Source organism: Vibrio sp. RM-41-2B (genome assembly GCF_024744415.1).
GTDB lineage: Bacteria > Pseudomonadota > Gammaproteobacteria > Enterobacterales > Vibrionaceae > Vibrio > Vibrio diabolicus.
Genome location: NZ_JAMQWD010000056.1, coordinates 124,708 through 151,676, shown reverse-complemented (window position 1 = coordinate 151,676; position 26,969 = coordinate 124,708). Strand labels below are relative to the sequence as shown.

Sequence of the window (26,969 nt, the reverse complement as noted above, 5' to 3'; positions counted from 1 at the left end):
GGCCATTAAGTATTGAATTACTTGGTACTACCGATTACTGAGCTTTCTCAGCAATAAACTTTTCTACCACTGCTTCGATTTCTGCAGCTGTCGGTAAAGAAAGGGCTTCTTCAGCCATTGCTTTCACTTCTGCGAAGTTAGAGTTACGAACTACTTTCTTCACTTTAGGGATTGAAATGCCGCTCATTGAGAACTCGTCCAGACCCATACCTAGAAGTAGAAGCGTTGCACGCTCGTCACCTGCAAGTTCACCACACATACCAGTCCATTTACCTTCTGCGTGAGAAGCGTCAATAACTTGCTTGATCACGGTTAGTACTGCTGGTGATAGTGGGTTGTAAAGATGAGAGATCATCTCGTTACCACGGTCTACCGCTAGCGTGTACTGAGTTAGGTCGTTTGTACCGATAGAGAAGAAAGATACTTCCTTCGCTAAGTGGTGTGCAATCGCTGCAGCAGCAGGAGTTTCAACCATAACACCGATTTCGATGTTTTCGTCGAATGCGTGGCCTTCAGCACGTAGCTCTTCTTTGTACTCTTCGATCGCTTTCTTAAGCTCACGGATTTCTTCGACAGAGATGATCATTGGGAACATGATACGCAGTTTGCCGTGTGCAGAAGCACGTAGGATGCCACGTAGCTGATCACGAAGGATTTCACGACGATCCAGGCTGATACGTACAGCGCGCCAGCCTAGGAATGGGTTCATCTCTTTTGGAAGATCCATGTATGGGAGATCTTTATCGCCGCCGATATCCATAGTACGGATGATCACAGCTTGACCGTTCATTGCTTCTGCAACTTCTTTGTACGCTTGGTACTGTTCTTCTTCAGTTGGAAGTGCAGTACGGTCCATAAATAGGAATTCAGTACGGTACAGACCAACACCTTCACCGCCGTTACGGAGGATACCGTCACAGTCTTTCACTGTACCGATGTTACCGCAAACTTCTACACGGTGACCGTCAGTCGTTTCTGCGTGCAGGTCTTTCAGTTTCGCTAGCTCTTCTTTTTCAGCTAGGAATGCTGCTTTAACCGCTTTCGCTTCTTCTAGTTCAGCTTCTGATGGGTTAACAACAATCTTGTTGTTCATCGCGTCAAGAATCAGCATATCGCCATTCTTAACTTTTTTCGTGATGTCGTTAGTACCAACGATAGCTGGAAGCTCAAGAGAGCGAGCCATGATTGAAGTGTGAGATGTACGACCGCCGATATCACAAGCAAAACCAAGTACGTAGTCTAGGTTAATTTGTGCCGTTTCAGATGGCGTTAGGTCGTAAGCAACTAGGATAACTTCTTCATTGATGTCGCTAAGCGAAACAATGTTGATACCCAGTGCGTTTTTCACAAAACGAGAACCGATATCGCGGATGTCAGTTGCACGTTCTTTTAGGTATTCGTCATCTAGTGACTCAAGAGCACATGCTTGCTCTTCGATAACTGAGTGGATAGCGTGATCCGCAGTCATCTTGTCGTTTTTGATAAGTGCTAGGATCTCTTCTTCTAGCTCTTCGTCTTCAAGAAGCATGATGTGACCTTCAAAGATCGCTTCTTTTTCTTCACCAAACGTTTCAAGCGCTTTTTGCTTGATAGTTTCTAGCTGAGCTGCAGATTTGTTACGAGCGTCGAAGAAACGCTGAACTTCAGCTTCTACTTGATCGTCAGAAATAGTGTTTGTGTTTAGGACAATTTCATCTTCTTGAAGTAGTAGTGCTTTACCGATTGCAATACCAGGAGATGCTAGGATGCCTGAAATCATAGCCTTACCTTAAGTTTGGTCAACTTTATAAAACGGGAGAATAATGGGTGCGCTAACGAATAGTTTTAGCTTAGTTTTGAGCCTATTTCCAACGAAGCCATTTTGCTTTCACAAAATGGCTTCTGGAGTAGGAGACCGGATTAGTGTAGTTGGTCCATTAGAGCAACTAGGTGGTCAACTGCTTGCTGAGCTTGTGGGCCTTCAGCAGAAATAGTTACTTGAGTACCTTTTACTAGGCCTAGTGTTTGTAGTTTGAATAGGCTCTTAGCGCTAGCGCTTTTACCGTTAGAAGTCACAGTGATGTCTGCGTCGAATGCTTTTGCTTCTTTAACAAACTGTGCAGCTGGACGAGTGTGAAGGCCGTTTTCTGCTGTGATTTCTACTTGCTTCTCGTACATGTGATATACCCCAATAAATGTATTTTTTTGTTAGTTTGTGACTAGATTTTAGCTTAACTGCTTTACATCTTGTGCGCTAGCACGGGAAGAGTTCAAAGCGCGTCAGTTCTGATACTAGTCAAAAGTTTGGTAACTACGCAACTGTTTGCGTGCGTAATCACTTTGAAACCTTTTTGTGTTCTGCTTCTTTATTTTGAAGCTAGAAATAAAACACCCTGATATTACCAAAGGTAGGGCAGGGATCAACAAAAAAGCCCCTAAACGGGGCTTTTTTAAACTAAAAATTGATTTGAACACATATTATTGTTGGTTCTCTTTTTCGGTAAAGATACCTGCAAAGAGTGCTGTGCTTAGGTAACGCTCACCTGAACTTGGTAGAACGGTTACAATTGTTTTTCCTTCAAATTCAGGGAGTTCTGCAAGTCGGTTGGCTGCAACAACAGCCGCACCAGATGAGATACCAGCTAGGATACCTTCCTCTTCCATTAGGCGACGAGCCATCTCAATCGCTTCTTCTGAGGTGACTTGTTCAACGCGGTCAATAATATCTAAATCGAGGTTACCTGGGATGAAACCAGCACCGATACCTTGGATTTTGTGCGGAGCAGGTTGGATTTCTTCGCCAGCAAGTGCTTGGGCAATAACTGGAGACTCTGCTGGCTCAACTGCGACAGAAGTGATGGCTTTGCCTTTTTCACCTTTGATGTAACGGCTTGTACCTGTGATAGTACCGCCCGTACCTACACCAGCAACGAATACGTCGATTTCACCGTCTGTCGCTTCCCAAATCTCAGGGCCCGTAGTCTTTTCGTGGATCTCTGGGTTCGCAGGGTTGTCAAATTGTTGAAGAAGTAGGTACTTCTCAGGGTTGCTTGCTACGATTTCTTCTGCTTTAGCAATCGCCCCTTTCATGCCTTTCGCCGCTTCAGTCAGCTCAAGATTAGCGCCCAGTGCTTTAAGTAGCTTACGGCGTTCTAGGCTCATTGATTCAGGCATGGTCAATGTTAGCTTGTAACCGCGAGCGGCCGCTACGAATGCTAGAGCAACACCTGTGTTACCACTGGTAGGTTCTACAAGCTCTACACCTGGCTTAAGAAGCCCCGCTTTCTCTGCTTCCCAAATCATGTTTGCACCGATACGGCACTTAACACTGAAGCTAGGGTTACGCGCTTCAATTTTCGCGAGAACTTTGCCTTTGCTTACTTTGTTTAGACGAACGAGAGGTGTATTACCGATAGTAAGAGAGTTATCTTCGTAGATTTTGCTCATAGTGATGTTCCTTCATTACACGTTGTGTGAATATGGATAGAAGAATATGCGGTATGAAAAAAAGGGAAAAGGATTAAAAAGTTATATCTTATTAGGTTGGCCCAGAACTCGATAAAAGAAAAGGGAAAAGCTGGCGCAGATCCCTTTCCTTAATCTCTAATCGACTATCGTTGGTGCTTAAACTCCGCCACCCACATAGCGGTTGCGCCACATATTGCTACAGGCATGACAATGAGGTTCAAAATTGGGATCGTCGTAAACACAGACACCAATACCCCAAAGCCATAGGCCTTACCTTGCTTTTGTTTCAATTTGTAACGCATGTCGTTAAATGGGATTTTATGGTTATCAAACGGGTAGTCACAATATTGAATCGCGAGCATCCAAGCGGTAAAAATAAACCATAAAAATGGGCCTACTGTTTGCCCAAGGGCAGGTATAAGCAATAACAGGAATAGGCCTATTGCTTTAGGTAAGATGTAAAGCAGCTTTCTCCATTCACGAGCTAAAACGCGAGGAACATCTTTCAGAACGGCAGTGAATCCATCATCATTTACTTTTTGTCCCGTTAAGTACTCTTCCACTTTTTCAGCTAAGAGGCCATTGAATGGCGCGGCGATAAAGTTCGCGAGCGTGCTGAAAAAATAGGAGAAGGTAGCGAGTATCGTCAGAGCGAGTAAAGGCCAAAGAATGTAAGTTAACCAGGATAAAAACTCAGGCAATTGCCCAATCCAGTCTTCGATCCATATATTAAGGTTTGAAAATAGATAGAAGATGGCACCACCCACAAGCAAGATATTTGCAAGTAGAGGTAAGATGACAAAGCGTCTGATTTTAGGGGCAAGTGCCAATTGTATCCCGTATAGAAAATAACCGAATCCGGTTTTCTGCTGATTGTTTTGCTTCATGTCTATTTTGGCTTCGTGTAAATGAAAACTCATTGTACCTGTGAGGGCTTTTCTTTCAATGCCCTGACAAATGACGTCTTGTTAAGTGGAATCGTGGCAAGAATCACAACAAAAAACGGAACTTCTTGCATTAAGTTGTTCTAAATCTACATATAGTTTTGGTAAAGTAAACGTATCATTCAGATTTATTGCACTTGGGTTGCTGCTCAAGGAACTGCGAGTAGTAAAAACAAGTATATTGAGAGTAAATAATGCAGGAATTGCGATTCGTACTCATTGTTGTTGGCGCATTAGCCATCGCGGCATTGCTGTTTCATGGTTTGTGGAGCAGTAAAAAAGAAGGCAAAGCAAAGTTTGGTAACAAACCGCTTGGTAAGCTGGATGTTGACCAAGGGGACAAAAATGATCTTGTCGAGAAAGAACGAGACTTCGCTCCCGCTCCTGAAGATGACTTTGAGATCATTCGTAAAGATCGCAAAGAACCAGATTTTGGGATGGCGAGTTCTTTCGACAACAAATTTGAATCTGACCCGCTATTCGGTGGCCCATCTGAAGTAACACAGACACAGCAGGAGCCGGATGACATCCCTTCATTTGTTGCAGAAAAAGATAAAGAAGAGGACGTTCAGCCTGTTGTTCAAGCACCAGTAGTTGAAGAGCCACTCCAGCCTGCTGTGGAAGAAGAAGCTATTCCCGCCGCGTTTGATATTACTGAGAAAGAACAGCAAGTCGAAACGGTTAGCGACCCTGTCGTTGCAGAGCCTAAGGAAGAGCCAAAGCCTGAACCTGAAATGCAAGTGATTGTATTGAATGTGCACTGCGCGGGTGAAGAGCCATTTGTTGGTACTGCTTTATTTGAGAGTATGCAACAAAACGGCTTAATTTATGGCGAGATGGATATTTTCCACCGTCATGTCGACTTGTCCGGTAACGGCAAAGTGCTGTTTAGCGTCGCTAATATGATGCACCCTGGTACGTTTGAGCATGCTGATCCTGCTGAGTTTACAACGAAGGGTATTTCATTCTTCATGACATTGCCTTGTTATGGTGAGGCTGAACAGAACTTTAACTTAATGCTCCGAACTGCGCAGCAAATTGCTGATGATTTAGGTGGCAACGTTCTTGATGACCAGCGTAACTTAATGACGCCAGACCGTTTAGCGTCTTATCGACGTCAAATAGTTGAGTTTAATGCCGCTAACGCATAATCTTAACAGCAAATAATAATAGGGCTCCGGATGGAGCCCTTTTTCTTGGATTTCCCAACCTCACCGATTGAAAATACACGGGGCTTTACTATGTCTGAATCAGTACTTCAGCGATTAGAAGAACTAAAAGAGTCGTTGCATTACCACGCTGTGCGTTACTACGTGGAAGATAACCCAGAGATCCCTGATGCCGAGTACGACCGCTTAATGCGAGAGCTCCTGGATATTGAAGCTGAGAACCCTGATTTAATTACCGTAGATTCACCAAGTCAACGAGTCGGTGGACAACCTCTCTCTGCGTTTAGCCAAGTGACACATGAAGTACCGATGCTTTCGCTTGATAATGCGTTTGATGACAGCGAACTTGATAGTTTCCATAAGCGAGCACAAGAGCGGGTGGGCAGTCAGAGTGTGAAAGAATACTGTTGTGAGCCGAAACTGGATGGACTCGCAGTTAGTTTACTGTATGAGAACGGAGTGTTAGTGCAGGCGGCAACACGAGGTGATGGCACTACCGGCGAGAACATCACAGAGAATGTTCGCACGATTAAAGCCATTCCTTTAAAACTCAGAGGTAATGACTGGCCAAATCGTCTTGAAGTTCGTGGTGAAGTCTTTATGCCGAAAGCTGGGTTTGAAAAGCTCAATGAATTAGCAAGGAAGAAAGGCGAGAAAATCTTTGTCAACCCACGTAACGCTGCGGCTGGTAGCTTACGACAATTGGATTCACGCATTACGGCTTCTCGTCCGCTTAGCTTCTATGCATACAGTGTGGGCGTGGTGCAAGGCGCTGAATTGGCGGCAAGTCACTACGAACGCTTCTTGCAAATTAAATCTTGGGGATTACCAATGTGCCCGGAGACCAAGCGAGTTGAAAGCTTGGCTGATGTAAAAGCTTACTACCAAGATATCTTGCAGCGTCGTGATGCCCTTCCTTATGAGATCGATGGTGTCGTCATTAAAATTGACGATATTGCCGTGCAAGAGCGTCTTGGATTTGTTGCTCGCGCTCCACGTTGGGCGATTGCCTACAAATTCCCGGCTCAGGAAGAAATGACGACGTTGAATGAGGTGGAATTCCAAGTCGGTCGTACTGGTGCGATTACACCTGTTGCTAAACTAGAGCCTGTATTTGTTGGCGGGGTAACGGTAAGTAATGCGACGCTTCATAACGCAGATGAGATAGAACGTCTGCAAGTTAAGATCGGTGATCACGTTGTGATTCGTAGAGCGGGTGACGTTATTCCTCAAGTCGTTTCTGTCATCAAAGAGCGTCGACCAGAAACAGCGCGAGATATTATTTTTCCAACTCAGTGTCCGGTTTGTGGCTCGCATGTTGAGCGGATCGAAGGAGAGGCGGTAACACGTTGCACGGGTGGCTTAGTTTGCCAAGCCCAACGTAAACAAGCGCTAAAACACTTTGTGTCTCGTAAAGCGTTAGACGTTGACGGTCTAGGCGATAAAGTGATCGAGCAACTTGTTGATCGTGAGATGGTAAAAACCCCTGCTGACTTATTTAAGTTATCTGCGGGGATTTTAACGGTATTAGATCGCATGGGGCCAAAGTCTGCGCAGAATATTGTGAATGCGTTAGAAAAATCCAAAGAAACAACGTTACCTCGCTTTTTGTATTCGCTTGGGATTCGTGAAGTTGGCGAGGCAACCGCCGCAAACCTAGCAATGCACTTTAAAACGTTGGAAGCCATCCAAAATGCTAACGAAGAGCAGTTAATTGAAGTGCAAGACATCGGTGCTGTGGTTGCTCAACATATTACGACTTTCTTCAGTGAAGAGCAGAACCAAGCAGTGGTTAAAGATTTGCTTGAACAAGGGATCCACTGGCCAGAGATTAATACGACTGAGCAGGTAGGAGAGCTACCGTTAGAAGGTAAGACAGTTGTATTGACAGGAACACTTTCTCAATTAGGTCGCACAGAGGCTAAAGAAGCCCTTCAATCACTAGGTGCAAAAGTGACAGGTAGTGTTTCTAAGAAAACAGATATTTTGTTTGCTGGTGAAAATGCAGGCTCGAAGTTGGCAAAGGCACAAGAACTGGGTATCGAGATCAAAACAGAACAAGACTTACTCGAGTTGATGAATTAAGTCTTATCAAAAAAGCTAAAAAATAACTAAAAGCCCCACATGGTAAGCATGTGGGGCTTTTTCTTGCTCATAATTAAGTGCTTTTTGATTGAGTTATTTGTGCTTTTTATCTTTTCAGTGATCAAGATCTCCCATTGAATTATTAAGGTTTTTTACTTCTTTAGTCTGCGAGTGACTTCAAGTTGGAATTCTAGGGTGTGGTTTAAGTTATTGATATTCAATGTTTAACTGTCTTTTTGTGTTGGTGTTGTTAAAAGTAAGATCTGGATCAACAACTTATATGGAACTTTGGACTGGCTCATATTTTTTTAGAAAAAAAATAAGTTCCGTTTGGATGTTTTTAGCTGCGAAGTTAGTCTTAATCACGTGGATACACGGTGTGTATGCAGGAACTAAAAAAAAGCCAAATTAGAAATAATGAGGTTTGATCAGGAATTTACTTCTCTCCTTCGGCGGCCAACTAAAGGTGAGATAGAAAAATACAGCTATATCCATTTTTAGGAGTTTTTCCATGGACAAATTTTTTAAGGTTTCAGCGTTAACCGCAGCAATGTTTGGTGTTGTTGCTGTTGCTCCAGCTACAGCGTCTACTGAAAGTGCAGCAGGTGGCGAGTACGTAGAGAAAGTGAACGAATTTATGCAAGACTCTAGTCTTAATGCATTATTTCTAGTTGATACTCGTTCTCGTACTCGTACAACAGGTAAGCCTGGCGGTGAAAACGGTGACCGTTGGAGTCGTCTAAACTACTCTTCTTACAACGCAATTTTAGACTTTACTTCTGGCTACCACGATGGTTGGGTTGGTGCAGATGTTGCGGCTTACTATTCTGGCGACCTTTACAACGATAGCCTTTACAATTCAAACGAAGGCTACCTATGTAATGAAATTTCAACTTGTAACAACCTAGACTGGGGTGCAGGTGATGGTCAACAGCTTAAAGTTTACAAAGCAGCACTGAAGTTCAAAGCAAACGAAAGCTTCAACGCGCGCTTTGGTATGCTACAAGCGGGTGGTAACGGTACTATTGGTAACGTTTGGAGTTTCGTACCTGGTACTTACCGTGGTTTCGAACTGAACGCTAAACTAGGTGATTTCAACCTAAGCTACTTTGGTGCAGACCAATTTACAGCACCTTGGCTACTTCACGAAGATGACTACGCGCCAGCGCTTTGGTCTGACACGTCATGGAGCTACCTACACTCTCTAGGCCTAAACGGTAACCTAACTGACAGCTTGTTTATGCAACTTGGTTTGGGTCAAGCTACTGGCGTTCAATATGCAAATGGTATCGACTGGGGTGCAGGTCAAGTAACTAGCTACCACAACGAAACTGACAACACTTCTTACAAGGCTTACTTGAAGTACACTGTGAGTGACCGTACAACTCTAGCATTTGATTTCTACGGTGTTGACGATGATGTGAAATACGATGGTCTAGGTTTCCACACTGGTCTATCTTTGAATCAATCTTTCGGCAAGCTAGCTTGGATGTCTGAGCTACGCTACACAGACACAGACAACCGTGCTGACTTCGTTCCACGTACAATTCATACTTACGGTATGAACAACGGTACTTGGTCTCAGTGGTGGGATGCACTGTCTGACTGGAACAAAGCGGGTGAGCTAGCGTGGTACAACCGTCTATCTTACAACCAAGGTAACGGCTGGAACTACTACCTAGGCTTTGGTTACGGTACTGGTGCTGATTCTGCAGCAAGCGGTGCATCAGGTGACTGGGATTACGAAAGTGAATACGCAGTTAACGCGACAGTATCTTACTCTCTACAGAGTGGTGCACTGAAAGGTTCTACGATCCGTCTACACGGTACAATCCTAGAGCGTGATGAGTACACTGGTGCTGGTGATGCGGATGAAACAGACCTACGTCTACAAGTTCTTATCCCTTACAGCTTCCACTAATACTTAGTGAGATGATAAAAAGGAGCCGCTAGGCTCCTTTTTTTATTTTACTTCTCGACCATCATATATTTTGCAATATAACGGCGGTAACATATGCACGTTACCGTTTGGTAACTCACACTTTATCTCTGGGGCTAGCGTACGACCACCTGAAGCACCATTAGCATGAGTAGTTAATGGAGCTAGGGCAAAACATGCTAACAATAGACCAGCTAAAAATTTCATAATCATCACCTTAATGTAGACATTGAATATCTACTTGCTTGGATAAATAATGACTTTACTGAAAAGTAAGGTATCAATAGTTTCTTAATATTGAACTAACTACTGACTTCTATATTAGTTCCATTCCCCGCCTCTAAATCGACACATTTCACTTGGAATATTAGTGACATCACCACTGGGCAATTTACATTCGACTATCGGTCCTAAATTAGTTGTACCACCATTTCCGTTGGTGTAGGCAAAGGAAGAAAAAGAAAAGATACCGCATAACATTAAAAAGAGAAGTTTCTTCATAGTACATCCTCTTACTTACCAAATAAAAAGCATTCAACTTAAATGCTTATGCGTTAAGTATGTATGGGGGGGCAAAAAGATCAAAAAATAATTCAATAAAGTTTTATTTTTTAAAATAAATTTAGGAAGATAATTTTTATCGATATATTTCTATCTTATTGATTATCGTATGATGAAGAATTAAATAATTGGAAGAAGAGGGTAGGATATTAATAATATTTCTGCTACTTATTTTTTGTTCGATTTTAATTAAATCAATGAAATGAAAGCGGTTGTTTAGATTAAAGTAATGGAGCATAGTTATGCCCCATTACTTTGGCATAAATTACTTAGAATCAGGCTCAATGATTAAAATAATACCATCGATATCTTTTATTTTAACGCGCGTTCCTGCTGGAAGTGCTTGATCCGACTGCGCCGACCACGTGGTATCGGCAACCTTGATACGATTGAGCCCAACAGAAAAGTCCTCTTCAATGGTAAGTGTGCGTCCGATTAACTGCTTATACTTTTGGTTCAGATCTCTTTCTTGGTCTTCTTTCTTGTCTTGAGACCATTGTCGTCGCCACCATAACCAAGTGGTGATTAAGCTGAAACTTGCAAAGCAAAGCCATTGTAATTGCCAGCTCATTGGCAAAACGGTCATTAGTGCCCCAACGATAAGTGCAGAAACTCCGAGCCAGAGAAAATATCCCGCAGTCCCAAGTAGCTCTACCGCTAGAAGTGCAAAACCGAAGGCTAGCCAATGCCAGAAAGAGATACCTTCCAGCAAACTGAAAAAGTCCATAAGTTATTCTTTATCTTGTTGTTTAAACATCTCTGCTATCCCTGCAACCGAGCCCATTAGTCCGGTCGCTTCTAATGGAAGCATAATGATTTTGCCGTTTTCGGCTTGACCAATGCTTTTGATCGCTTCGGTATAGCCTTGAGCAATGAAGTAATTGACGGCTTGCATATCGCCTTTGGCAATCGCTTCAGAAACCATATAAGTCGCTTTTGCTTCTGCTTGCGCGGCGCGTTCACGAGCTTCAGCATGGAGAATAGCAGACTGCTTTTCGCCCTCAGCTTTTAATATCTCCGATTGCTTATGACCTTCAGCCTTTAAAATTTCAGCTTGGCGTACCCCTTCTGCTTCAAGAATCTCCGCTCGTTTATTTCGCTCGGCTTTCATTTGAGCATTCATCGCCGCCGTTAGATCGGATGGTGGCTGGACATCTTTTATTTCAATTCGCGTGACTTTTACACCCCACGGGTTGGTGGCTTGGTCAACAATTGCCAGCAGCTTGGAGTTGATCATGTCACGCTGGCTCAGCATTTCGTCCAACTCCATTGAGCCTAAAACGGTACGGATATTGGTGAGAGTTAAATTTCTAATGGCATGTTCCAAATCGTTGACTTCATAAGCCGCTTTGGCAGCATCGATGACTTGAACAAATCCGACGGCATCAATAACCACGTTAGCGTTGTCTTTTGAAATAACTTCTTGCGCTGGAATATCAAGAACGCGCTCCATCATGTTGACTTTTTGCCCTATCTTATCAACAAATGGGATGATCAAGTTTAAGCCGGGTTTTAGCGTATGGGTGTAGCGTCCGAAGCGTTCGACTGTCCAGTTATTTCCTTGTGGCACCGTCTTAATGGCTGAAGATAAGATAACTACAGCAAGAACGACGAAAATACCGATGGTAATCAGTGAATCAATTGGCATGAGTTATTCCCTTAAGTGCATAATGTCCGATTCATTTTTACCTATTTATAGACAATAGACAATTGAAGTTCTGAGAACCTTAAGAGGTTATTGGTTTTTTATATAACAAAGGCCGGAATATCCGGCCTTTAGTTGAAGTTTCGCTTTTCAGCGAGTTAGTACAGAATCGAATACAGCTGACGGCGATATTTGCTTGCTAATGCGTTGCCTTGACCTAGCGCGCTGAGAATATCCATAAAAGTCTTCTTCACTTCACCGTCTTGGGCGCCCAAGTCTTTTTTAAGAATATTCCACAGCAGTTCCAGCGCTTCTTCATCACGACCCACCTGGTTGTACTGTACCGCCAATTCACAAGCGAGTTCGAAGTTTGCCATGTCTGCTGCGTATGCTTGTTCTAGTCGTTGTAACTCAGGGCTATCTGCAGCCTGCAAATGCAGCTCGAGCTTGGCTATTAGACTCTTGTAGTAGTTATCTTGATACTCAAGAGGGATAGCGTTCAGTAGCTCTTGGGCTACATCAAATTGTTTGGTTTCTAATAAACAATCAGCCATCGCGAGTTTCACATCGCCACGCTCTTGCAGTTCTGGCGGCAAAGTGTGGATGATGCTTAAAGCCTGAGCATGTTCACCTTGCTGAAGAAGTTCACTGACTTGCTTTAATAGCTGTTCATCTGGGCTTGGCAAATGCTTTTGTAGCATGGTTGCAATGGCATCAATTGGCTGAGGGCCACCCAATCCATCGACGGCTTGACCATTTATAAACAGCGCGATAGTTGGCAATACTTGCACACCAAATTGAGACGCTAAAGCCGGCTGATCTTCACAATTTAATAAAGCAAGCGTAAATGCACCGTTGTACTGTTGAGCAAGAGATTGCAACTCAGGGAGTATCTGTGCGCTTTCTGGTTGAGCATTGGCCCAAAAGTGGATCAGAACGGGCGTGTTCATTGATCCTTCAAGAGTTTCGCGAAAGTTCTGTTCTGTTATCTCAACGATAAATGGGGATTGCATCAGAGTATCCTTGCTTTGTGTCTTGTCGTTGATAATAGATATGGAGTTGATTTAAGGGAAATTCAAGCGATGGTTGCTAATCGTCATCAATAATGAATCATTCTATTTTGTGAAAGGATGCGGTAAGAGAATGGTGTTACTGCTGAATAGGTGTAAGGCAAAAAGAAAACGCTGCCGAAGCAGCGCAGTTCTAATGCTATTTGTTAGTGCGGTATCAAAATAGGATGAACATGGTCAACACTACACCCACACTAAGCCAGTTAAGCTGATTTAATGTCATTGTTGCCTCGCAGTAGTAAAAACATTGCTACAAAACGTAATGGGTGGCGATACCAAATCTAAGCAACTCATTCACTTTAGGTTGAATAGTGCTCACTGAATTGCGTAGAAATTGATTCGTTTGCTTGAGGTTTTTTTAACCTACATGCTCATAATGACATCACATTGTTACGATGAAATTACATTGTGACAAAACTTTTTTATGCAGCTTGTCGCAAAATTTTATCAAGCACACGGGTTGGTAATAACCTTTTCAAGATTGCGAATAATTTAGTCGGCGTAGTAATTCGATAGCGAATTTTAGGTGAAGCGCTAGTTAATGCATGAAGAACAGGTGCGACGCAGGACTCTGCAGGTAAAACAAATCGATTATTAGATTTGTCTTTGTTGAGTCGCTCTCTTTGTCCTTCATAGGCGAGGCGGTGAGGGCTGGATTCAATATCAATCCACTTCTCGAAGGCTTTTAATGCATTGTTTCTAAATTGAGTTTCGATAGGCCCAGGTTCTATCAATGCCACTTTGATATTCGTATCCGCAAGCTCTAGCCGTAGTGTGTCAGTCCAGCCTTCTAGGGCAAACTTTGACGCATTGTAGGCGCCGCGGTATTTCATTGCAGCAAAGCCAAGAACAGAACTGTTTTGTATTATCCGTCCTTCGCCTTGTATGCGCATGTGAGGAAGCACTTCTCTGACTAACTGGTGCCAACCAAAAAAGTTGGTCTGAAATTGAGCTTGAAGAGCCTCGGTGGGCAAGTCTTCCAATGCACCGGGCTGGCCATAGGCACCATTATTGAACACGGCATAAAGCTTACCCTCTGCTAGCTCTAATGCTTGCTTCACGCCCGAAGAAATACTTTCAGGGCTGTTTAGGTCTAGCTTGATGCAGGTTAGCCCTTCATTAATTAGACGTTGGACATCTTGCTCTTTCCTACAAGATGCTATGACATGAAATCCCTCGTTTTGCAGGGCGTGAGCGCACACGTAACCGATACCGGTTGAGCAACCCGTAATAAGAATCGACTTTTTCATAAATTAAGCCTCAAGAAACATTGAATGAGGTCATCATTCATCAGCTCCGGTCATGAAGCAAGTGCTTGAGTGCTGGCTCTATTCTGGAGTAGCTAAATTTGAAGCCAAGTTCGGTGAGCTTTTTGGGTTTTGCTCTCATGCTATCGAACAATAAGCAGGAAGATTCACCCATTAGGAGTTCCATTGCCCATTTAGGCGTGAACAAGATATGTGGTCGTTTGAGCGTTTTTGCCAACGTGCCGCTAAAGATACGGTTAGTCACAGGGTGAGGTGCGCACATATTGAACGCACCGTGGGCATGTGGTGTTTCAAGCAAGTACATGATGGCGCGGACCATATCCAGAATGTGAATCCAAGGCATGTACTGGTTACCGTTCCCGAGCGGGCCGCCTACGCCAAGTTTGTAAGGTAAGAGCATTTTCGCCAACGCACCGCCATTAAGGCCGAGCACCACGCCAGTTCGCAATAGACAAACACGTGTTTGTTCAGACTCTGCGCGTTTGGCTATTTGCTCCCACTTTGCACAAACCTCGTGAGGAAAGTCTTCACTGTTAACATGCAGGCACTCATCAAACGGGTGGTCTTGTTGATCGCCATAGTAACCAACGGCCGAGCCACTAATAAAAACAGCGGGAGGTTCTGTGCTGGCGTGGATCAGCTCAACGATTTGTTCGGTAATTTTCCAGCGACTTTTGCAGATTTTTTCTTTCTGCTCACTGGTCCATCTTTTATCTGCGATAGGCTCACCCGCAAGATTAATTATGGCATCAATGTGATTGAGATCGGCGAATGACTCAAGCGAGTTAAGGTATTCGATATTACCCAAATCAGCGTGTTGGAGGCGTTGTTTTGCATGCTCTGGAGAGCGTGTAAGTAGCATAACTTGGTGAGTGGATAGCAGCTTGAGCAACTCCGAACCAATAAACCCAGTGCCACCTGTGAGTAATATCTTCATGTTATCTCTTTGAATGTACACGTATTAGAACATTATAGTCGTTTTGTGCTGAGCTTGATCATCTCACGACTATTATTTCTAGGATAGTGGCAAGCCTGTAGCGAGGCTACTGACTTCACATATTGAAAAAATGTAACTAAATGTTATGCATGGCGCTAATTCGTTCACGGTAGGAGAACTAAATCTATGCCAGACTAGAAACATCGCTACCGGAACAAGCGTAATCAGTTTGCACCATCAAGGAGGATAGGTATGGAAGCATTTGTTGCTCTTTTTCGAGCGCTCCTTAATAGTGCTCGCGATCTGCTACCCATCGTTGTTGTTATCACTTTTTTTCAATTAGTTGTTTTGCAAGAGCCACTTCCTAATCTCATCTCCATTCTTTTTGGCTTATTGCTTGTGGTTTTAGGGTTAACGTTTTTTATTTTTGGTCTAGAGCTTGGTCTTTTTCCTATCGGAGAGAGTATGGCTCAAGCCTTTGCAAAAAAAGGCAGCGTATTCTGGTTGTTAGTTTTTGCGTTTTGTCTAGGCTTTGGCACCACGATCGCCGAGCCTGCATTAACGGCCGTAGCAGAAGAAGCATCAGAAGTTGCGGCAGAAGGCGGGATGATCACAAACTCAGAGCAATCCATGCAGGATTATGGACAAGGGCTACGAGTAACGGTGGCACTTTCTGTGGGGATCGCCATCGTTATTGGCGTTCTGCGCATCTTAAAAGGGTGGCCAATTCATTACATGATCATCGGCGGCTACGTCGGCGTTGTAGTCCTGACGTGGTTTGCACCGGAAGCCATTATTGGCGTTGCTTATGATTCTGGAGGTGTGACGACTTCGACTATCACCGTGCCTTTGGTCACTGCACTAGGGGTTGGTTTAGCATCGGCGATTAAAGGGCGCAACCCCATGGTGGATGGTTTTGGTTTGATCGCTTTTGCCTCGCTGCTACCGATGATGTTTGTGATGGTTTACGGAATGGTCGTAACATGATTTCAATTGAACATTTCCTAGACACTTTATTATCGACCGTTCGAGATGTCATTCCCATCGCCAGCATTATTTTTGGTTTTCAGTTAGCGGTGTTAAGGCGTCCAGTTAACAACCTTAAGAAGGTTTTGCTTGGGTTTGTTTATGTGATTCTTGGGCTCGCTCTTTTTTTGCTCGGATTAGAAATGGCTCTGTTTCCGCTCGGAGAGACCATGGCCGTGCAACTGACGGCGCCGGAATTTTTACAAGAGTTTAAAGTCTCTGTGGGAAAAGCCTTAGTGTGGGTCGACTACTATTGGGTGTATACCTTCGCCTTTTTTATCGGTTTTAGTACCACGATTGCTGAGCCTTCTCTAATCGCGGTAGCGATAAAAGCAAACCAAGTTTCTGGTGGCAGTATCAGTATTAACGGCTTACGCGTGGCTGTTGCATTTGGGGTGGCCATTGGCATCGCGCTAGGGAGCTATCGGATTGTTGTCGGTGACCCTATCCACTATTACATCATTGCGGGTTATATCGTGGTTGTGATTCAAACGTTTTATGCGCCAAAGCTTATTGTTCCACTCGCCTACGATTCTGGAGGCGTCACGACTTCTACTGTCACTGTTCCGCTTGTAACCGCACTAGGGCTGGGGCTTGCTTCTACCGTCCCAGGAAGAAACCCAATGATTGATGGTTTTGGCTTGATCGCTTTTGCCAGTCTGTTTCCTATGATCTCTGTGATGGGCTATGCGCAAATAACCCAATGGCTGAATAAAGATGTCTCGGAGGACGAAGAAAATGCGCTTTAAATTGATACTTGCGTTTGTTGAAGACAGCAAAACAGACAAGGTACTGGACGCTGCTCGCGAAGCTGGCGCGACTGGTGCGACGGTGATTAATAACGCTCGTGGACAAGGTTTAAATCAAAAGCGAACGTTTTTTGGCTTAACGCTGGAAGTACAAAAAGATGTGCTGCTGTTTGTCGTTGAGGAGCACCTTTCTCGACACATATTAGAAACCATCAATGAAGTTGGTGAGTTCGACAGAGAGTCGGGGCAGGGCATTGCTATTCAGATCGATATTGAGGATGCAGTCGGTGTCGCGCATCAAGTAGAGACGTTGACCAAAGTGGTCGAGGATGAGTTATGAGCAGTCAAACGATAATTAGAGTTCGAGATGTAATGGCGGCTACTTATGTCATGGTTGATGGGCTAATGACAGTTTATGAAGGCATAACGTTGGCTAAAAAATACCAAGTAAAAGCGCTGGTGGTGAAAAAGCGAGATGACAACGATGAATATGGCATCGTCTTGATGAATGATATCGCCAAAAAGGTGCTGGCGAATAATCGCTCTCCACAGCGCACGAATATTTATGAGATCATGACCAAGCCCGCTTTGTGTGTCGACCCTGATATGAATGTGAAATATTGTGCGCGCCTATTTGAACGATTTGGCATTAGCCGAGCTCCGGTCATTGAAGATGGGGAGGTCATTGGCATGGTGAGTTATAACAATATTGTCATCAATGGCATGGTGCGAGAAGAAGTGTAATAGGTTGATATAAATGAAAAATCAACGCATTTTTTCTCAAGTCAGCGACTGTTACAAAGAACTAAAATATTTAATATATGTTAGGTTGCATATGTGTTAATTCACCATTATTCTTTGCGCCCTAAGTCTATTGTCGAGGAATTTGTATCATGCCTTTAGTCTCTTGCCCTGTGTGTGAGAAACAAATCTCAAAGCGCGCTCACGCATGTCCAGGATGCGGAGAGCCCGATCCGCTGCACCATCTAGCCAAATCAAAATTTATGTCGATGGTGTTTTGGACACTGGTGTTGGTTGGAACAGCGTATGCAGCATGGTTCTATATTTTGCCTATGGTCATTGAATCATTGCGCTATCAGTAGTCGTTGGTTGAGCTGTCATAAAAATGCCGTAGAATGACCTCGTACTTTGTGAGGAGACGATGTCGTGAAACTATTTTTTGCCTCAGATCTGCATGGCTCTTTGCCAGCAACTAAAGAAACTATTGAGCTATTTTTAGCCTCTGGTGCGGAGCACCTGATTTTGTTGGGGGATACGCTAAACCACGGGCCAAGAAACCCGATTCCAGAAGGTTACAACCCACCGCAGGTGGTGGAGCTATTGAACCAATACAGTGACCAAATTATTTCTGTGCGTGGTAACTGCGATAGTGAAGTAGACCAAATGCTATTGAAGTTTCCAATGATGATGGATTACTCGTGGGTGCTACTTGAATCTGGCAAGAGAATCTTTTTGACTCATGGTCACTTGTACAACTCTGAAAAACGGCCGCCACTGCGTGAAGGTGATATCATCGCCCACGGTCATACGCATGTTCCTGTCGCAGAGATGCAAGATGGGGCCATTATTTTTAACCCAGGCTCGATGACATTTCCACGTAATGGTTTACCAAGAAGCTTTGGTACTTTAGAAGACAATACGCTAACGGTAAAAACGCCAGAAGGCGAAGTATTAGCACAAACCATGATTTAACGGTTTTACTAAGTAAAAAAAATAGGGAGCGAATTGCTCCCTATTTTGTGTCTGAATGTCCTAAATCGCGTTCCGGGTCGATAATGTCTCTTACGCGCTGTTTTAGCACCTTTGCTTCAGGAAAGCCGCTGTCTTTTTTCCGTTCCCAAATTTGCTGGCCATTACAGAAAATTTCGAAGCGACCACCCGTATCTGGGTGTAAGCTGATCGTTTCTATTTCTTCGCTAAAAGTATGCAGTAGTTCTTGCGATAGCCAAGTTGAACGCAACATCCAGTTGCATTGGCGGCAGTAATAAATATCAATGATCGCTTTATCCATGAAACTTTCCTTTTAATCGGTTTAAACTAGCAACTTGATGCCCACGGCAAACGTGAGAATTTCGAATGCAATTTTAATCACTCGGTTGCTGTATCGAGTCGCGGCCCATGCGCCTAAACTGCCGCCTAGAAATGAGCTTAACAATAAAACAGGCAACCAAGCCCAATGTATCGGAGCGCCAGCTTGGACGACAGCGATCCCACCAATGCCATTCCAAAACAACCCGACGCAAATCATGGTGTAAGCAACGGCTTGTTTATAGTTATACCCAAACCAGCGAACTAAAAATAGTGTTACGAGTAAACCAGAACCTGCGGTCAGCGACCCGTTGATGATACCGATGAGCATTAGTCCGACGCCGCCGATGACCCAACCGGTTGGGTGACGGTTACGTATTATTTCTGATTGGCCTAACGATTTCTTAAATCGTGAATAGATGCCGAGCGCGAGAATCATGCTCCCTAGCATTTTTTCCGCCATACCATCAGGTATTTGGACAATTAAGTTCGCCCCTAAGACTACGCCAACGCTGCCAGAGACTATAAGGTAGAGCGCGACCTTCCATTTAATTGTGCCTGCTTTTAAGTGTGTGCTTGCTGCCCCTAAGCCTAAAGCGACGGAAGCCACTTTATGTGTCCCCAGCGCAACCGAGAATGGCAAGCCGAGAAAGATGAGCAAAGGGAATTGAAGTAAGCCTGCACCGCCGCCAGAAAGCGAAGCCAGAGTATTGGCGATAAGTGAGCCGAAAAAGAGGGTGATGGTATCTAGCCAATCCATAAGCAAAATAAAGGGGGCGTTTTGCCCCCTTATCATCAAATCAAAGTTAGTTTTTAAACAGCACCGAAGAACCGTGGTTCAAGCTAGTGAGCAATAGCGTTTTTTCGTTCACGACATCAATACGGCGACTTTGCTCGGCATCAAGCTTAAAGATTTGAGTGATCAAACGTAGCTGTGCTTCGGAGAAGTCTTTTGATTGAGAAGATGAAATATCTTTAAACTCAGAAGGCGAAACCAACAAATAGTTGTCACTGACTTCCCAGCGCCCTTTTTCCGAGATATTAATCGTGGATTCTGCCGTTGAACCTTGAGCGAATAGTTTGATATTTGCTACGCGAATATAGTCTCCATTAGGGAGATATTTCACATTTGATTCAACATTAACACGACGCAGTGGGCCGACAGGATCGTCAGGCAAGCTGTCTGTAATGACCGTCACCATGGTTGACTGCCACTCATTGGCAGTGAGGACCTGTTCCACTTTTAGGTCGCTACCCCAATATAACCAACCACTGAAAAGAACGGATACGGCCAAAACCGCAGATGCTAATTTTATCTTCATTCTGGCCTCCTTATTTACAGATATCGGTTGGGTCATTTTGACCAGCGAAAATACGCAATGTCACGTTCTCATATGAATGTTGACTATCATGAATGTAGTTCAGAATCAGCTGATTGTTCTGGCCACCTGTAGCGATCACTTCTACCGGCATTGAATCTTCTGCATGGTATTTTACGTAGCGTTCAATGCACTGCTCAATGGACGGCAACCAACTATTGATTTGCGGGTGGTTCACTGGCGTCATCACAGGTACATTTTGATACTCACCAATCTGACGGAATTGGGATTCTGCAGGATTGGTGAATAGCAATACACAAATAGGAAGCAGTAGAGACAAAAGAACGATCATACGCGGCAGCCAGTTATTTTTGTTAGCTGCTGGTTTTGGCTGTGCCTTAGGTAGTTCTACTTGAGGCTCTACTTCAGTCGTGGTGTCTGTCGCCGCTTCTGTTGACGGCGCGTCACTTGTTTCTATTTCCGCAGCGTGCGCTTCATTTTCAGAAGTGGCTTCTTCAACGTCAGTATTAGAGTCAGCAGATAATGGGCTTAAGCGTTCCACTGAACAAATGAGTTGATAACCGCGTTTAGGAACCGTTTTAACAAACTCTGGAGATTTTGTTGAGTCCTTCAACATCTTACGCAGAGTAGAGATCGCTTGAGTCAGGCTTGAGTCATCCACCTCAAAACCTTGCTCACGCCAAACAAACTCGTGAAGCTCGTTACGGGTTAAAACTTCGTTTGGTCTCTCTGCCAACATCAGAAGTATACGGCTTTCGTTGCTTCCTAATCGTACAACGTCGTTGCCGTTTTGTTGGTCAGCGAGCGAATTACTATTTGGATCAAAGGTGAACCTTTGAGCAAGTAGAAATTTGGTGCCGATGTTAGTCATTTAGTTCTTCTTAGATGGATGATGTTGTAATTATAGTGATTTATGTCACAAAATTACCGAAGCGCATAGAGTGCGCACGACATTTTAGATGCTTTTAGGCTGGTAGGATAATTAAATTTTTCTAAAAAAACACCGTTTTTAGCAATATTGACCTTGAATTTACATTTGTCAGCCACATGTTAAATGACATCTCAGTAAGGTAATTTCAAGGGGAAAGTCACAAACTTATCTCCATGAAAAAACCAATTAGTTTAGATGTTATGGAGCACACATGAGCGAAACCGTATCTCAAAACAAAGAAACTCGTGGTTTTCAATCAGAAGTAAAACAACTACTGCATTTAATGATCCATTCTCTTTATTCAAATAAAGAGATCTTTTTGCGCGAGCTGATTTCTAACGCATCAGATGCATCGGACAAGCTGCGCTTCCAAGCGCTATCTAACCCAGACTTATATGAAGGTAATGCAGACCTTTGCGTGAAACTGTCGTTTGATGAAAGCGCAAATACCTTAACCATTTCTGATAACGGTATCGGTATGAGCCGCGATGATGTGATCGAGCACTTAGGTACGATCGCAAAATCCGGGACCGCGGAGTTTTTCTCAAAGCTGTCTGAAGAGCAGAGCAAAGACTCTCAGCTTATTGGTCAGTTTGGTGTTGGTTTCTACTCGGCGTTTATCGTTGCTGATGCCGTCACCGTACGCACTCGTGCTGCGGGCCTAGCCGCTGATGAAGCAGTACAATGGCACTCAGCCGGTGAAGGTGAGTACACCATCGAAAACATCACTAAAGAATCGCGTGGTACTGATATCATTCTTCATATGCGTGAAGAAGGTAAAGAGTTCCTAAATGAATGGCGTCTACGTGATGTGATCAGCAAGTACTCGGATCACATTGGCATCCCAGTTTCCATCCAAACTGTTGTTTGCGATGACGAAGGCAAAGAAACGGATGAGAAGAAGTGGGAGCAAATCAACAAAGCTCAAGCTCTGTGGACGCGTAATAAATCGGATATCTCAGATGAAGAGTATCAAGAGTTCTACAAGCACGTATCACATGACTTTGCCGATCCATTGGTTTGGAGCCATAACCGTGTAGAAGGTAAAAACGATTACACGAGCTTGCTTTACATCCCATCTAAAGCGCCATGGGATATGATGAACCGCGACCACAAATCAGGTTTGAAACTGTACGTACAACGCGTGTTCATTATGGACGATGCAGAGCAGTTCATGCCGTCTTACCTACGTTTTGTACGTGGTTTAATAGACTCCAATGATCTGCCACTCAACGTATCGCGTGAGATCTTACAAGACAACAAAGTGACTCAGTCTCTACGTAATGCTTGTACTAAGCGTGTGCTAACGATGCTAGAGCGCATGGCTAAGAATGATGAAGAGAAATACCAATCATTCTGGAAAGAGTTTGGCCTTGTGATGAAAGAGGGTCCGGCAGAAGACTTCGCAAACAAAGAGAAAGTTGCAGGCCTATTGCGCTTTGCTTCAACTGAAGTGGATTCTGCGGAGCAAACCGTGGGTCTAGCTGCTTACGTTGAGCGCATGAAAGAAGGTCAAGATAAGATCTACTACTTGACGGCAGACAGCTATGCAGCTGCGAAAAACAGCCCTCACTTAGAGCAGTTCAAAGCGAAAGGCATTGAAGTTATCTTGATGTACGACCGCATTGATGAGTGGCTGATGAACTACTTAACTGAGTTTGACGGCAAGCAGTTCCAGTCAATCACAAAAGCTGGGCTCGATCTAAGTCAGTTTGAAGATGAAGCAGAAAAAGAGAAGCAGAAAGAAACTGAAGAAGAGTTTAAGTCGGTTGTAGAACGCACGAAGTCTTACCTAGGCGATCGTGTGAAAGAAGTTCGTACGACCTTTAAACTCGCGTCTACACCTGCTGTTGTGGTAACGGACGATTACGAAATGGGCACTCAAATGGCGAAGCTTCTTGCAGCGGCGGGTCAGGCAGTGCCAGAAGTGAAGTACATCTTTGAGCTAAACCCTGAGCACGAGCTGGTTAAGCGCATGGCTGACGAAGCGGATGAAGAGGCATTTGGTCGTTGGGTAGAAGTCCTGCTTGGTCAAGCAATGCTTGCAGAGCGAGGCTCGATTGAGGACCCAACGGAGTTCTTAGGAGCTGTTAATAAACTTTTGACTAAGGTGTAATAACCTCAGTACATCAAAAAGCTCGCATTTCGCGAGCTTTTTGTTTGTTGTCGCAAAATTTTGCATCTCAGGTGTTGAGTTAATAATCAATAGGGCGTGAAAGAGGGTATCGTTAACATTCTTTAGTCTTAATACACTCTTTGCGCGGCGAACCTGTGATAGAATCTGCGACTTGAATGTGAGTAATAAGGCGTGTATTTTTGCTCGCCTATATACGTTATACCGAAACTTATCGTTGTGAGTGCTTCTCGGGTTTGATGTCTAAGAAGCCCAGCTATTGTGAGCTTCGGTATAAATCTTAAATATTAAAGAGGATAAATCATGCGCATCATTCTTCTAGGTGCTCCAGGTGCAGGTAAAGGCACACAAGCAAACTTCATCATGGAAAAATACGGTATTCCACAAATCTCTACTGGTGATATGCTTCGTGCTGCTATCAAAGCAGGTACAGAGCTTGGTAAACAAGCTAAAGCTGTTATCGACGCTGGTCAGCTAGTTTCTGATGAAATCATCCTTGGTCTTATCAAAGAGCGTATCGCTCAAGAAGACTGTGCAAACGGTTTCCTACTGGATGGTTTCCCTCGTACTATTCCTCAAGCTGACGGCCTAAAAGAAATGGGCGTTGATGTAGACTATGTTATCGAATTTGACGTTGCTGACGATGTGATTGTTGAGCGTATGGCAGGTCGTCGTGCTCACCTTCCTTCTGGTCGTACTTACCACGTTGTTTACAACCCACCTAAAGTGGAAGGTAAAGATGACGTAACTGGTGAAGATCTTGTTGTTCGTGATGACGACAAAGAAGAAACAGTACGTGCACGTCTAGGTGTTTACCACGAGCAAACTGCACCACTAATCAACTACTACGGTAAAGAAGCTGAAGCAGGCAACACTAAGTACCTTAAGTTTGATGGTACTAAGCAAGTAGCTGAAGTTAGTGCAGATATCGAGAAAGCACTCTCTTAATTTGCTGAAGTCAAAAAATTCATATTTTGATATATTGAAAGCGACCCAAGTGGTCGCTTTTTTTAGTTTACTCGTAAACATATATCTAAATGACTTCAAGTGTCAGCGATGCAGCGCCGTGAGGCTATTTAAGTATATGAACCAAGCCGTTTACCATGAATAGGATGTTATGAAAGAGAATAATAAACAGGGTGTACTCCTAGTGAACCTGGGTACTCCTGACGCACCAACCGCTCCTGCCGTAAAGCGCTTTTTAAGTCAGTTTCTTCATGATCACCGAGTGGTAGACATGACTCGATGGCTTTGGTGTCCGCTATTGCACGGCGTTATCCTTCCAATCCGAGCTCCCAAGGTTGCTAAACTCTACCAATCAGTTTGGATGGAAGAGGGCTCGCCACTGATGGTGTACTCTAAGCGTCAAACAGAAAAGTTGGCTCAAAAGCTTGATATGCCAGTCGAACTTGGCATGACTTATGGAAATCCAAGTTTGCAATCAGGTTTTGAAGCGCTGTTGGCTAAAGGGGTAGAGGAAGTCATCGTTTTACCTTTGTATCCGCAATACTCGGGCACAACAACGGCAGCGGTTTCTGACGGAATCACTAAAGCGTTTAAAAACCTGCCCGTGATACCGGGCTTTAGCTTTATTCGGGATTACTACAATCACCCGAAATACATTGAAGCGTTAGCGCATTCAGTTCGTGAACATTGGCAAGAGTATGGTAAGGGAGACTACTTGCTATGTTCTTATCACGGTATTCCAAAACGTTACGCTGATAATGGAGATGTTTACCCTCAGCACTGTGAAGAAACGACTCGCTTACTCGCTGAAGCGTTAGGGTTAAACGAGCAACAGATAGGTATGACGTATCAGTCTCGATTTGGCCGAGAAGAGTGGTTACAGCCCTATACCGATAAAACCCTAGAGGCACTTCCTGCAAAAGGGGTAAAAAATATCAATGTAGTGACACCAGCATTCTCTTCGGATTGTTTAGAAACGTTGGAAGAGATCTCGGAAGAGTGTAAAGAGATTTTCCTTGAAGCAGGTGGTGAAAGCTTTACCTACATTCCTTGTTTGAACGATAGTGAGCTTCATATAGAAATGATGGCTGAGTTAGTTCACTCTAAGCTTTAGGTACAAAAAGGGTCGCAAAAGCGACCCTTTCATTTTTTGTAGAGCGATTAAGCGACTTGTACTTGCTGCTCTTCTACTTGTTCTGCTGTGCTGTGAGTATTCTCTGCACCATGCATCCAGCGAACGAGCGTATTCGAGAACAGAAGTAGGATGACACCACTCACGGTAGCGCTGACTGCAATGCCACTAAAGATAGCCATTGCGCCCAATTCTCCTACGTGAGATCCCACATAGCCCGCAACGTAGTTTGCAATCGCATTACAGCCAAACCATGCACCCATCATGAGTGAAGCTAAGCGAAGCGGTGCTAACTTGGTCACCAGTGAAAGACCAATTGGAGATAAGCACAGTTCGCCCAATGTATGGAAGAAGAAAGCTCCCACCAGCCACAACATTGATGTTTTTACCGTTGTGTCTCCACCTTGTTCTAGCACAGCGCCAACCATACATAGGAAGCCAATTGCCAAGAAAAATAGTGCCATCGCAAATTTCACTGGCGAAGTGGGTTCTCGTTTACCTAATTTTACCCAAAGGACCGCCAGAACTGGTGCTAGGGTAATAATGAAAAATGGGTTTAGCGATTGGAACCACGCAGCAGGTACTTCAAAGCCACCAATCATACGATCAGTATATTGTTGAGTGTAGATGTTCATTAGGCCACCGGCCTGCTCAAAGCCAGCCCAGAAGACGATAGTGAATAAGCTCATGACCAAAATTACTTTTAGTCGGTTTACTTCTTCTTTCGTTAAGGGTTGCTTCGTAGTTGAGTTTTTGTTGCTTAGATCTCGTTTTGCTGCGGGCTCGCGACCGATGTCACCAAGCCAAGACTGAGCTAGCACCATTTGCATCACTAAGCTAATAATCATACCTACACCTGCGGCCACAAAACCGGCTTTCCAACCGTAAGAGGTTGTCACAGAGCCAGAAACGACGCCTGCAAGCAATGCACCTAAGTTGATCCCCATGTAGAAGATGGTGAATGCACCGTCACGACGGTTGTCACCCTCTTTATATAAATCGCCAACCATGGTTGAGATATTCGGCTTAAAGAGGCCGTTACCCGTGATAAGCAGACCAAGACCTAAATAGAAACTGTGTAGCGAACCAATACCCAGAGCGTCAGCTGGAAGTGCGAGTGTAAACTGGCCGATAGCCATTAACGCGCCACCAAGCAAAATTGAACGGCGTTGACCTAGATAGTTATCCGCTAAGTAACCTCCGATGAGAGGTGTGATATACACAAGACCAGTATAAATACCGTATAGGTCTAGTGCGTCTTTGGTTGACCAGCCAAGGCCGCCATTCATCGTTGTATCTGTAAGGTAAAGTACTAGAATGGCGCGCATTGCGTAGTAAGAAAAGCGTTCCCACAGTTCAGTACCGAACAATAAGAACAAGCCACGAGGATGGCCGAAATATTGATGTTGGTTTGACATAAGCTCTTCTAATAATAGTTATTACATTTTTTAACGACTTCTACGTATACATTGCAATTTAATGAGTGACAAACAATAAAATTTTGCATTACGACTAAAGTTGTTTGTTAAGTGACTGTTTTTGAGTGGATTTGCAGATGATATGATGGTGTGTTGGCT

28 protein-coding genes are annotated in these 26,969 nt (G+C 44.0%); 12 read left to right on the top strand and 16 right to left on the bottom strand.

What is annotated here, in order from left to right; genetic code table 11:
* Positions 1-34 precede the first annotated feature (34 nt).
* The 4 genes from ptsI to cysZ form a co-directional block, all read right to left on the bottom strand.
* A complete protein-coding gene (gene ptsI, locus NB463_RS23625; RefSeq protein ID WP_005393100.1) occupies positions 35-1,759 on the bottom strand; it encodes a phosphoenolpyruvate-protein phosphotransferase PtsI in 1,725 nt (574 codons plus the stop codon).
* A gap of 140 nt (positions 1,760-1,899) precedes the next feature.
* Entirely contained in the window at positions 1,900-2,157 is a 258-nt protein-coding gene (locus tag NB463_RS23620; protein WP_005382043.1) for an HPr family phosphocarrier protein, read from the bottom strand.
* Positions 2,158-2,457: 300 nt separating this feature from the next.
* Positions 2,458-3,426: a cysteine synthase A gene (gene cysK, locus NB463_RS23615; RefSeq protein WP_005382045.1), complete on the bottom strand. Its 969-nt coding sequence runs from the start codon at positions 3,424-3,426 to the stop codon at positions 2,458-2,460.
* Between the two features lie 164 nt (positions 3,427-3,590).
* Complete coding sequence (cysZ, locus tag NB463_RS23610; protein ID WP_258430327.1) at positions 3,591-4,334, bottom strand: sulfate transporter CysZ; 744 nt, start codon at positions 4,332-4,334, stop codon at positions 3,591-3,593.
* A 251-nt stretch (positions 4,335-4,585) separates the two neighbouring features.
* Between cysZ and zipA the strand changes: the two genes are divergently transcribed.
* The 3 genes from zipA (at position 4,586) to NB463_RS23595 (ending at position 9,566) form a co-directional block, all read left to right on the top strand.
* Entirely contained in the window at positions 4,586-5,542 is a 957-nt protein-coding gene (gene zipA, locus NB463_RS23605; protein ID WP_258430325.1) for a cell division protein ZipA, read from the top strand.
* 90 nt (positions 5,543-5,632) lie between these two features.
* The gene (gene ligA, locus NB463_RS23600; RefSeq protein ID WP_041852978.1) at positions 5,633-7,645 is read left to right on the top strand and encodes an NAD-dependent DNA ligase LigA; all 2,013 of its coding nucleotides are present in this window, start codon (positions 5,633-5,635) and stop codon (positions 7,643-7,645) included.
* 511 nt (positions 7,646-8,156) lie between these two features.
* A complete protein-coding gene (locus NB463_RS23595; RefSeq protein WP_258430324.1) occupies positions 8,157-9,566 on the top strand; it encodes an OprD family porin in 1,410 nt (469 codons plus the stop codon).
* A 42-nt stretch (positions 9,567-9,608) separates the two neighbouring features.
* Here the strand turns inward: NB463_RS23595 and NB463_RS23590 are convergent, their stop codons facing one another.
* The 7 genes from NB463_RS23590 to NB463_RS23560 form a co-directional block, all read right to left on the bottom strand.
* Positions 9,609-9,791 carry a hypothetical protein gene (locus NB463_RS23590; protein ID WP_109168626.1) on the bottom strand — a complete coding sequence of 61 codons (183 nt, stop codon included), beginning with the start codon at positions 9,789-9,791 and terminating at the stop codon, positions 9,609-9,611.
* Between the two features lie 114 nt (positions 9,792-9,905).
* Positions 9,906-10,085 (bottom strand): hypothetical protein, encoded by a 180-nt coding sequence (locus tag NB463_RS23585; protein WP_074191004.1) that lies wholly within the window; start codon positions 10,083-10,085, stop codon positions 9,906-9,908.
* Positions 10,086-10,410: 325 nt separating this feature from the next.
* The gene (locus NB463_RS23580; protein ID WP_053807089.1) at positions 10,411-10,872 is read right to left on the bottom strand and encodes an NfeD family protein; all 462 of its coding nucleotides are present in this window, start codon (positions 10,870-10,872) and stop codon (positions 10,411-10,413) included.
* 3 nt (positions 10,873-10,875) lie between these two features.
* The gene (locus NB463_RS23575) at positions 10,876-11,793 is read right to left on the bottom strand and encodes an SPFH domain-containing protein (RefSeq protein WP_005393087.1); all 918 of its coding nucleotides are present in this window, start codon (positions 11,791-11,793) and stop codon (positions 10,876-10,878) included.
* A 155-nt stretch (positions 11,794-11,948) separates the two neighbouring features.
* Positions 11,949-12,803, bottom strand: coding sequence for a co-chaperone YbbN (locus NB463_RS23570; RefSeq protein WP_048626123.1), 855 nt, complete (start codon positions 12,801-12,803; stop codon positions 11,949-11,951).
* Positions 12,804-13,282: 479 nt separating this feature from the next.
* A complete protein-coding gene (locus tag NB463_RS23565) occupies positions 13,283-14,110 on the bottom strand; it encodes an SDR family oxidoreductase (protein WP_047009542.1) in 828 nt (275 codons plus the stop codon).
* A gap of 40 nt (positions 14,111-14,150) precedes the next feature.
* Positions 14,151-15,065 carry a TIGR01777 family oxidoreductase gene (locus NB463_RS23560; RefSeq protein WP_065645456.1) on the bottom strand — a complete coding sequence of 305 codons (915 nt, stop codon included), beginning with the start codon at positions 15,063-15,065 and terminating at the stop codon, positions 14,151-14,153.
* A gap of 252 nt (positions 15,066-15,317) precedes the next feature.
* Here NB463_RS23560 and NB463_RS23555 point away from each other — a divergent pair, with 252 nt between their 5' ends.
* The 6 genes from NB463_RS23555 to yfcE all read left to right on the top strand — a co-directional run bounded on the left by NB463_RS23555 (position 15,318) and on the right by yfcE (position 18,553).
* Positions 15,318-16,052 carry a DUF1538 domain-containing protein gene (locus tag NB463_RS23555; RefSeq protein WP_046874270.1) on the top strand — a complete coding sequence of 245 codons (735 nt, stop codon included), beginning with the start codon at positions 15,318-15,320 and terminating at the stop codon, positions 16,050-16,052.
* Complete coding sequence (locus NB463_RS23550; RefSeq protein ID WP_046874269.1) at positions 16,049-16,840, top strand: DUF1538 domain-containing protein; 792 nt, start codon at positions 16,049-16,051, stop codon at positions 16,838-16,840. The genes NB463_RS23555 and NB463_RS23550 overlap by 4 nt, the downstream gene beginning before the upstream one ends.
* On the top strand, positions 16,830-17,180 hold the full coding sequence (locus tag NB463_RS23545) for a P-II family nitrogen regulator (RefSeq protein WP_005393077.1): 351 nt from the start codon (positions 16,830-16,832) through the stop codon (positions 17,178-17,180). The genes NB463_RS23550 and NB463_RS23545 overlap by 11 nt, the downstream gene beginning before the upstream one ends.
* A complete protein-coding gene (locus NB463_RS23540) occupies positions 17,177-17,584 on the top strand; it encodes a CBS domain-containing protein (protein ID WP_005393075.1) in 408 nt (135 codons plus the stop codon). Before NB463_RS23545 ends, NB463_RS23540 begins: the two co-directional genes overlap by 4 nt.
* Before the next feature lie 149 nt (positions 17,585-17,733).
* Complete coding sequence (locus tag NB463_RS23535) at positions 17,734-17,943, top strand: hypothetical protein (protein ID WP_258430319.1); 210 nt, start codon at positions 17,734-17,736, stop codon at positions 17,941-17,943.
* A gap of 64 nt (positions 17,944-18,007) precedes the next feature.
* The gene (gene yfcE / locus NB463_RS23530) at positions 18,008-18,553 is read left to right on the top strand and encodes a phosphodiesterase (protein ID WP_258430318.1); all 546 of its coding nucleotides are present in this window, start codon (positions 18,008-18,010) and stop codon (positions 18,551-18,553) included.
* A gap of 40 nt (positions 18,554-18,593) precedes the next feature.
* On the opposite strand, the gene NB463_RS23525 is transcribed toward yfcE, so the two are convergent.
* Genes NB463_RS23525 through NB463_RS23510 form a run of 4 tightly spaced genes read right to left on the bottom strand, consistent with a single transcriptional unit; the run spans position 18,594 to position 21,100 of the window.
* On the bottom strand, positions 18,594-18,872 hold the full coding sequence (locus tag NB463_RS23525; protein WP_005382088.1) for a SelT/SelW/SelH family protein: 279 nt from the start codon (positions 18,870-18,872) through the stop codon (positions 18,594-18,596).
* A gap of 21 nt (positions 18,873-18,893) precedes the next feature.
* Entirely contained in the window at positions 18,894-19,649 is a 756-nt protein-coding gene (locus NB463_RS23520; RefSeq protein ID WP_258430315.1) for a sulfite exporter TauE/SafE family protein, read from the bottom strand.
* 46 nt (positions 19,650-19,695) lie between these two features.
* Positions 19,696-20,211 carry a transmembrane regulator ToxS gene (toxS, locus tag NB463_RS23515; RefSeq protein ID WP_005393067.1) on the bottom strand — a complete coding sequence of 172 codons (516 nt, stop codon included), beginning with the start codon at positions 20,209-20,211 and terminating at the stop codon, positions 19,696-19,698.
* A 10-nt stretch (positions 20,212-20,221) separates the two neighbouring features.
* Complete coding sequence (locus tag NB463_RS23510; RefSeq protein ID WP_203346555.1) at positions 20,222-21,100, bottom strand: transcriptional regulator; 879 nt, start codon at positions 21,098-21,100, stop codon at positions 20,222-20,224.
* Between the two features lie 271 nt (positions 21,101-21,371).
* Here NB463_RS23510 and htpG point away from each other — a divergent pair, with 271 nt between their 5' ends.
* The 3 genes from htpG to hemH all read left to right on the top strand — a co-directional run bounded on the left by htpG (position 21,372) and on the right by hemH (position 25,374).
* The gene (gene htpG, locus NB463_RS23505; RefSeq protein WP_104974379.1) at positions 21,372-23,276 is read left to right on the top strand and encodes a molecular chaperone HtpG; all 1,905 of its coding nucleotides are present in this window, start codon (positions 21,372-21,374) and stop codon (positions 23,274-23,276) included.
* A gap of 321 nt (positions 23,277-23,597) precedes the next feature.
* Entirely contained in the window at positions 23,598-24,242 is a 645-nt protein-coding gene (gene adk, locus NB463_RS23500; RefSeq protein ID WP_005393061.1) for an adenylate kinase, read from the top strand.
* Between the two features lie 169 nt (positions 24,243-24,411).
* Complete coding sequence (gene hemH / locus NB463_RS23495) at positions 24,412-25,374, top strand: ferrochelatase (protein WP_256964986.1); 963 nt, start codon at positions 24,412-24,414, stop codon at positions 25,372-25,374.
* A gap of 47 nt (positions 25,375-25,421) precedes the next feature.
* Here hemH and NB463_RS23490 read toward each other — a convergent pair whose 3' ends face one another.
* Complete coding sequence (locus NB463_RS23490) at positions 25,422-26,810, bottom strand: peptide MFS transporter (RefSeq protein ID WP_005393058.1); 1,389 nt, start codon at positions 26,808-26,810, stop codon at positions 25,422-25,424.
* Positions 26,811-26,969: the final 159 nt, after the last annotated feature.

Coding starts and splice junctions, on each gene's coding strand:
- ptsI (WP_005393100.1), bottom strand. CDS start 1,759: ATGATTTCAGGCATCCTAGCATCTCCTGGTATTGCAATCGGTAAAGCA.
- NB463_RS23620 (WP_005382043.1), bottom strand. CDS start 2,157: ATGTACGAGAAGCAAGTAGAAATCACAGCAGAAAACGGCCTTCACACT.
- cysK (WP_005382045.1), bottom strand. CDS start 3,426: ATGAGCAAAATCTACGAAGATAACTCTCTTACTATCGGTAATACACCT.
- cysZ (WP_258430327.1), bottom strand. CDS start 4,334: ATGAAGCAAAACAATCAGCAGAAAACCGGATTCGGTTATTTTCTATAC.
- zipA (WP_258430325.1), top strand. CDS start 4,586: ATGCAGGAATTGCGATTCGTACTCATTGTTGTTGGCGCATTAGCCATC.
- ligA (WP_041852978.1), top strand. CDS start 5,633: ATGTCTGAATCAGTACTTCAGCGATTAGAAGAACTAAAAGAGTCGTTG.
- NB463_RS23595 (WP_258430324.1), top strand. CDS start 8,157: ATGGACAAATTTTTTAAGGTTTCAGCGTTAACCGCAGCAATGTTTGGT.
- NB463_RS23590 (WP_109168626.1), bottom strand. CDS start 9,791: ATGAAATTTTTAGCTGGTCTATTGTTAGCATGTTTTGCCCTAGCTCCA.
- NB463_RS23585 (WP_074191004.1), bottom strand. CDS start 10,085: ATGAAGAAACTTCTCTTTTTAATGTTATGCGGTATCTTTTCTTTTTCT.
- NB463_RS23580 (WP_053807089.1), bottom strand. CDS start 10,872: ATGGACTTTTTCAGTTTGCTGGAAGGTATCTCTTTCTGGCATTGGCTA.
- NB463_RS23575 (WP_005393087.1), bottom strand. CDS start 11,793: ATGCCAATTGATTCACTGATTACCATCGGTATTTTCGTCGTTCTTGCT.
- NB463_RS23570 (WP_048626123.1), bottom strand. CDS start 12,803: ATGCAATCCCCATTTATCGTTGAGATAACAGAACAGAACTTTCGCGAA.
- NB463_RS23565 (WP_047009542.1), bottom strand. CDS start 14,110: ATGAAAAAGTCGATTCTTATTACGGGTTGCTCAACCGGTATCGGTTAC.
- NB463_RS23560 (WP_065645456.1), bottom strand. CDS start 15,065: ATGAAGATATTACTCACAGGTGGCACTGGGTTTATTGGTTCGGAGTTG.
- NB463_RS23555 (WP_046874270.1), top strand. CDS start 15,318: ATGGAAGCATTTGTTGCTCTTTTTCGAGCGCTCCTTAATAGTGCTCGC.
- NB463_RS23550 (WP_046874269.1), top strand. CDS start 16,049: ATGATTTCAATTGAACATTTCCTAGACACTTTATTATCGACCGTTCGA.
- NB463_RS23545 (WP_005393077.1), top strand. CDS start 16,830: ATGCGCTTTAAATTGATACTTGCGTTTGTTGAAGACAGCAAAACAGAC.
- NB463_RS23540 (WP_005393075.1), top strand. CDS start 17,177: ATGAGCAGTCAAACGATAATTAGAGTTCGAGATGTAATGGCGGCTACT.
- NB463_RS23535 (WP_258430319.1), top strand. CDS start 17,734: ATGCCTTTAGTCTCTTGCCCTGTGTGTGAGAAACAAATCTCAAAGCGC.
- NB463_RS23525 (WP_005382088.1), bottom strand. CDS start 18,872: ATGGATAAAGCGATCATTGATATTTATTACTGCCGCCAATGCAACTGG.
- NB463_RS23520 (WP_258430315.1), bottom strand. CDS start 19,649: ATGGATTGGCTAGATACCATCACCCTCTTTTTCGGCTCACTTATCGCC.
- toxS (WP_005393067.1), bottom strand. CDS start 20,211: ATGAAGATAAAATTAGCATCTGCGGTTTTGGCCGTATCCGTTCTTTTC.
- NB463_RS23510 (WP_203346555.1), bottom strand. CDS start 21,100: ATGACTAACATCGGCACCAAATTTCTACTTGCTCAAAGGTTCACCTTT.
- htpG (WP_104974379.1), top strand. CDS start 21,372: ATGAGCGAAACCGTATCTCAAAACAAAGAAACTCGTGGTTTTCAATCA.
- adk (WP_005393061.1), top strand. CDS start 23,598: ATGCGCATCATTCTTCTAGGTGCTCCAGGTGCAGGTAAAGGCACACAA.
- hemH (WP_256964986.1), top strand. CDS start 24,412: ATGAAAGAGAATAATAAACAGGGTGTACTCCTAGTGAACCTGGGTACT.
- NB463_RS23490 (WP_005393058.1), bottom strand. CDS start 26,810: ATGTCAAACCAACATCAATATTTCGGCCATCCTCGTGGCTTGTTCTTA.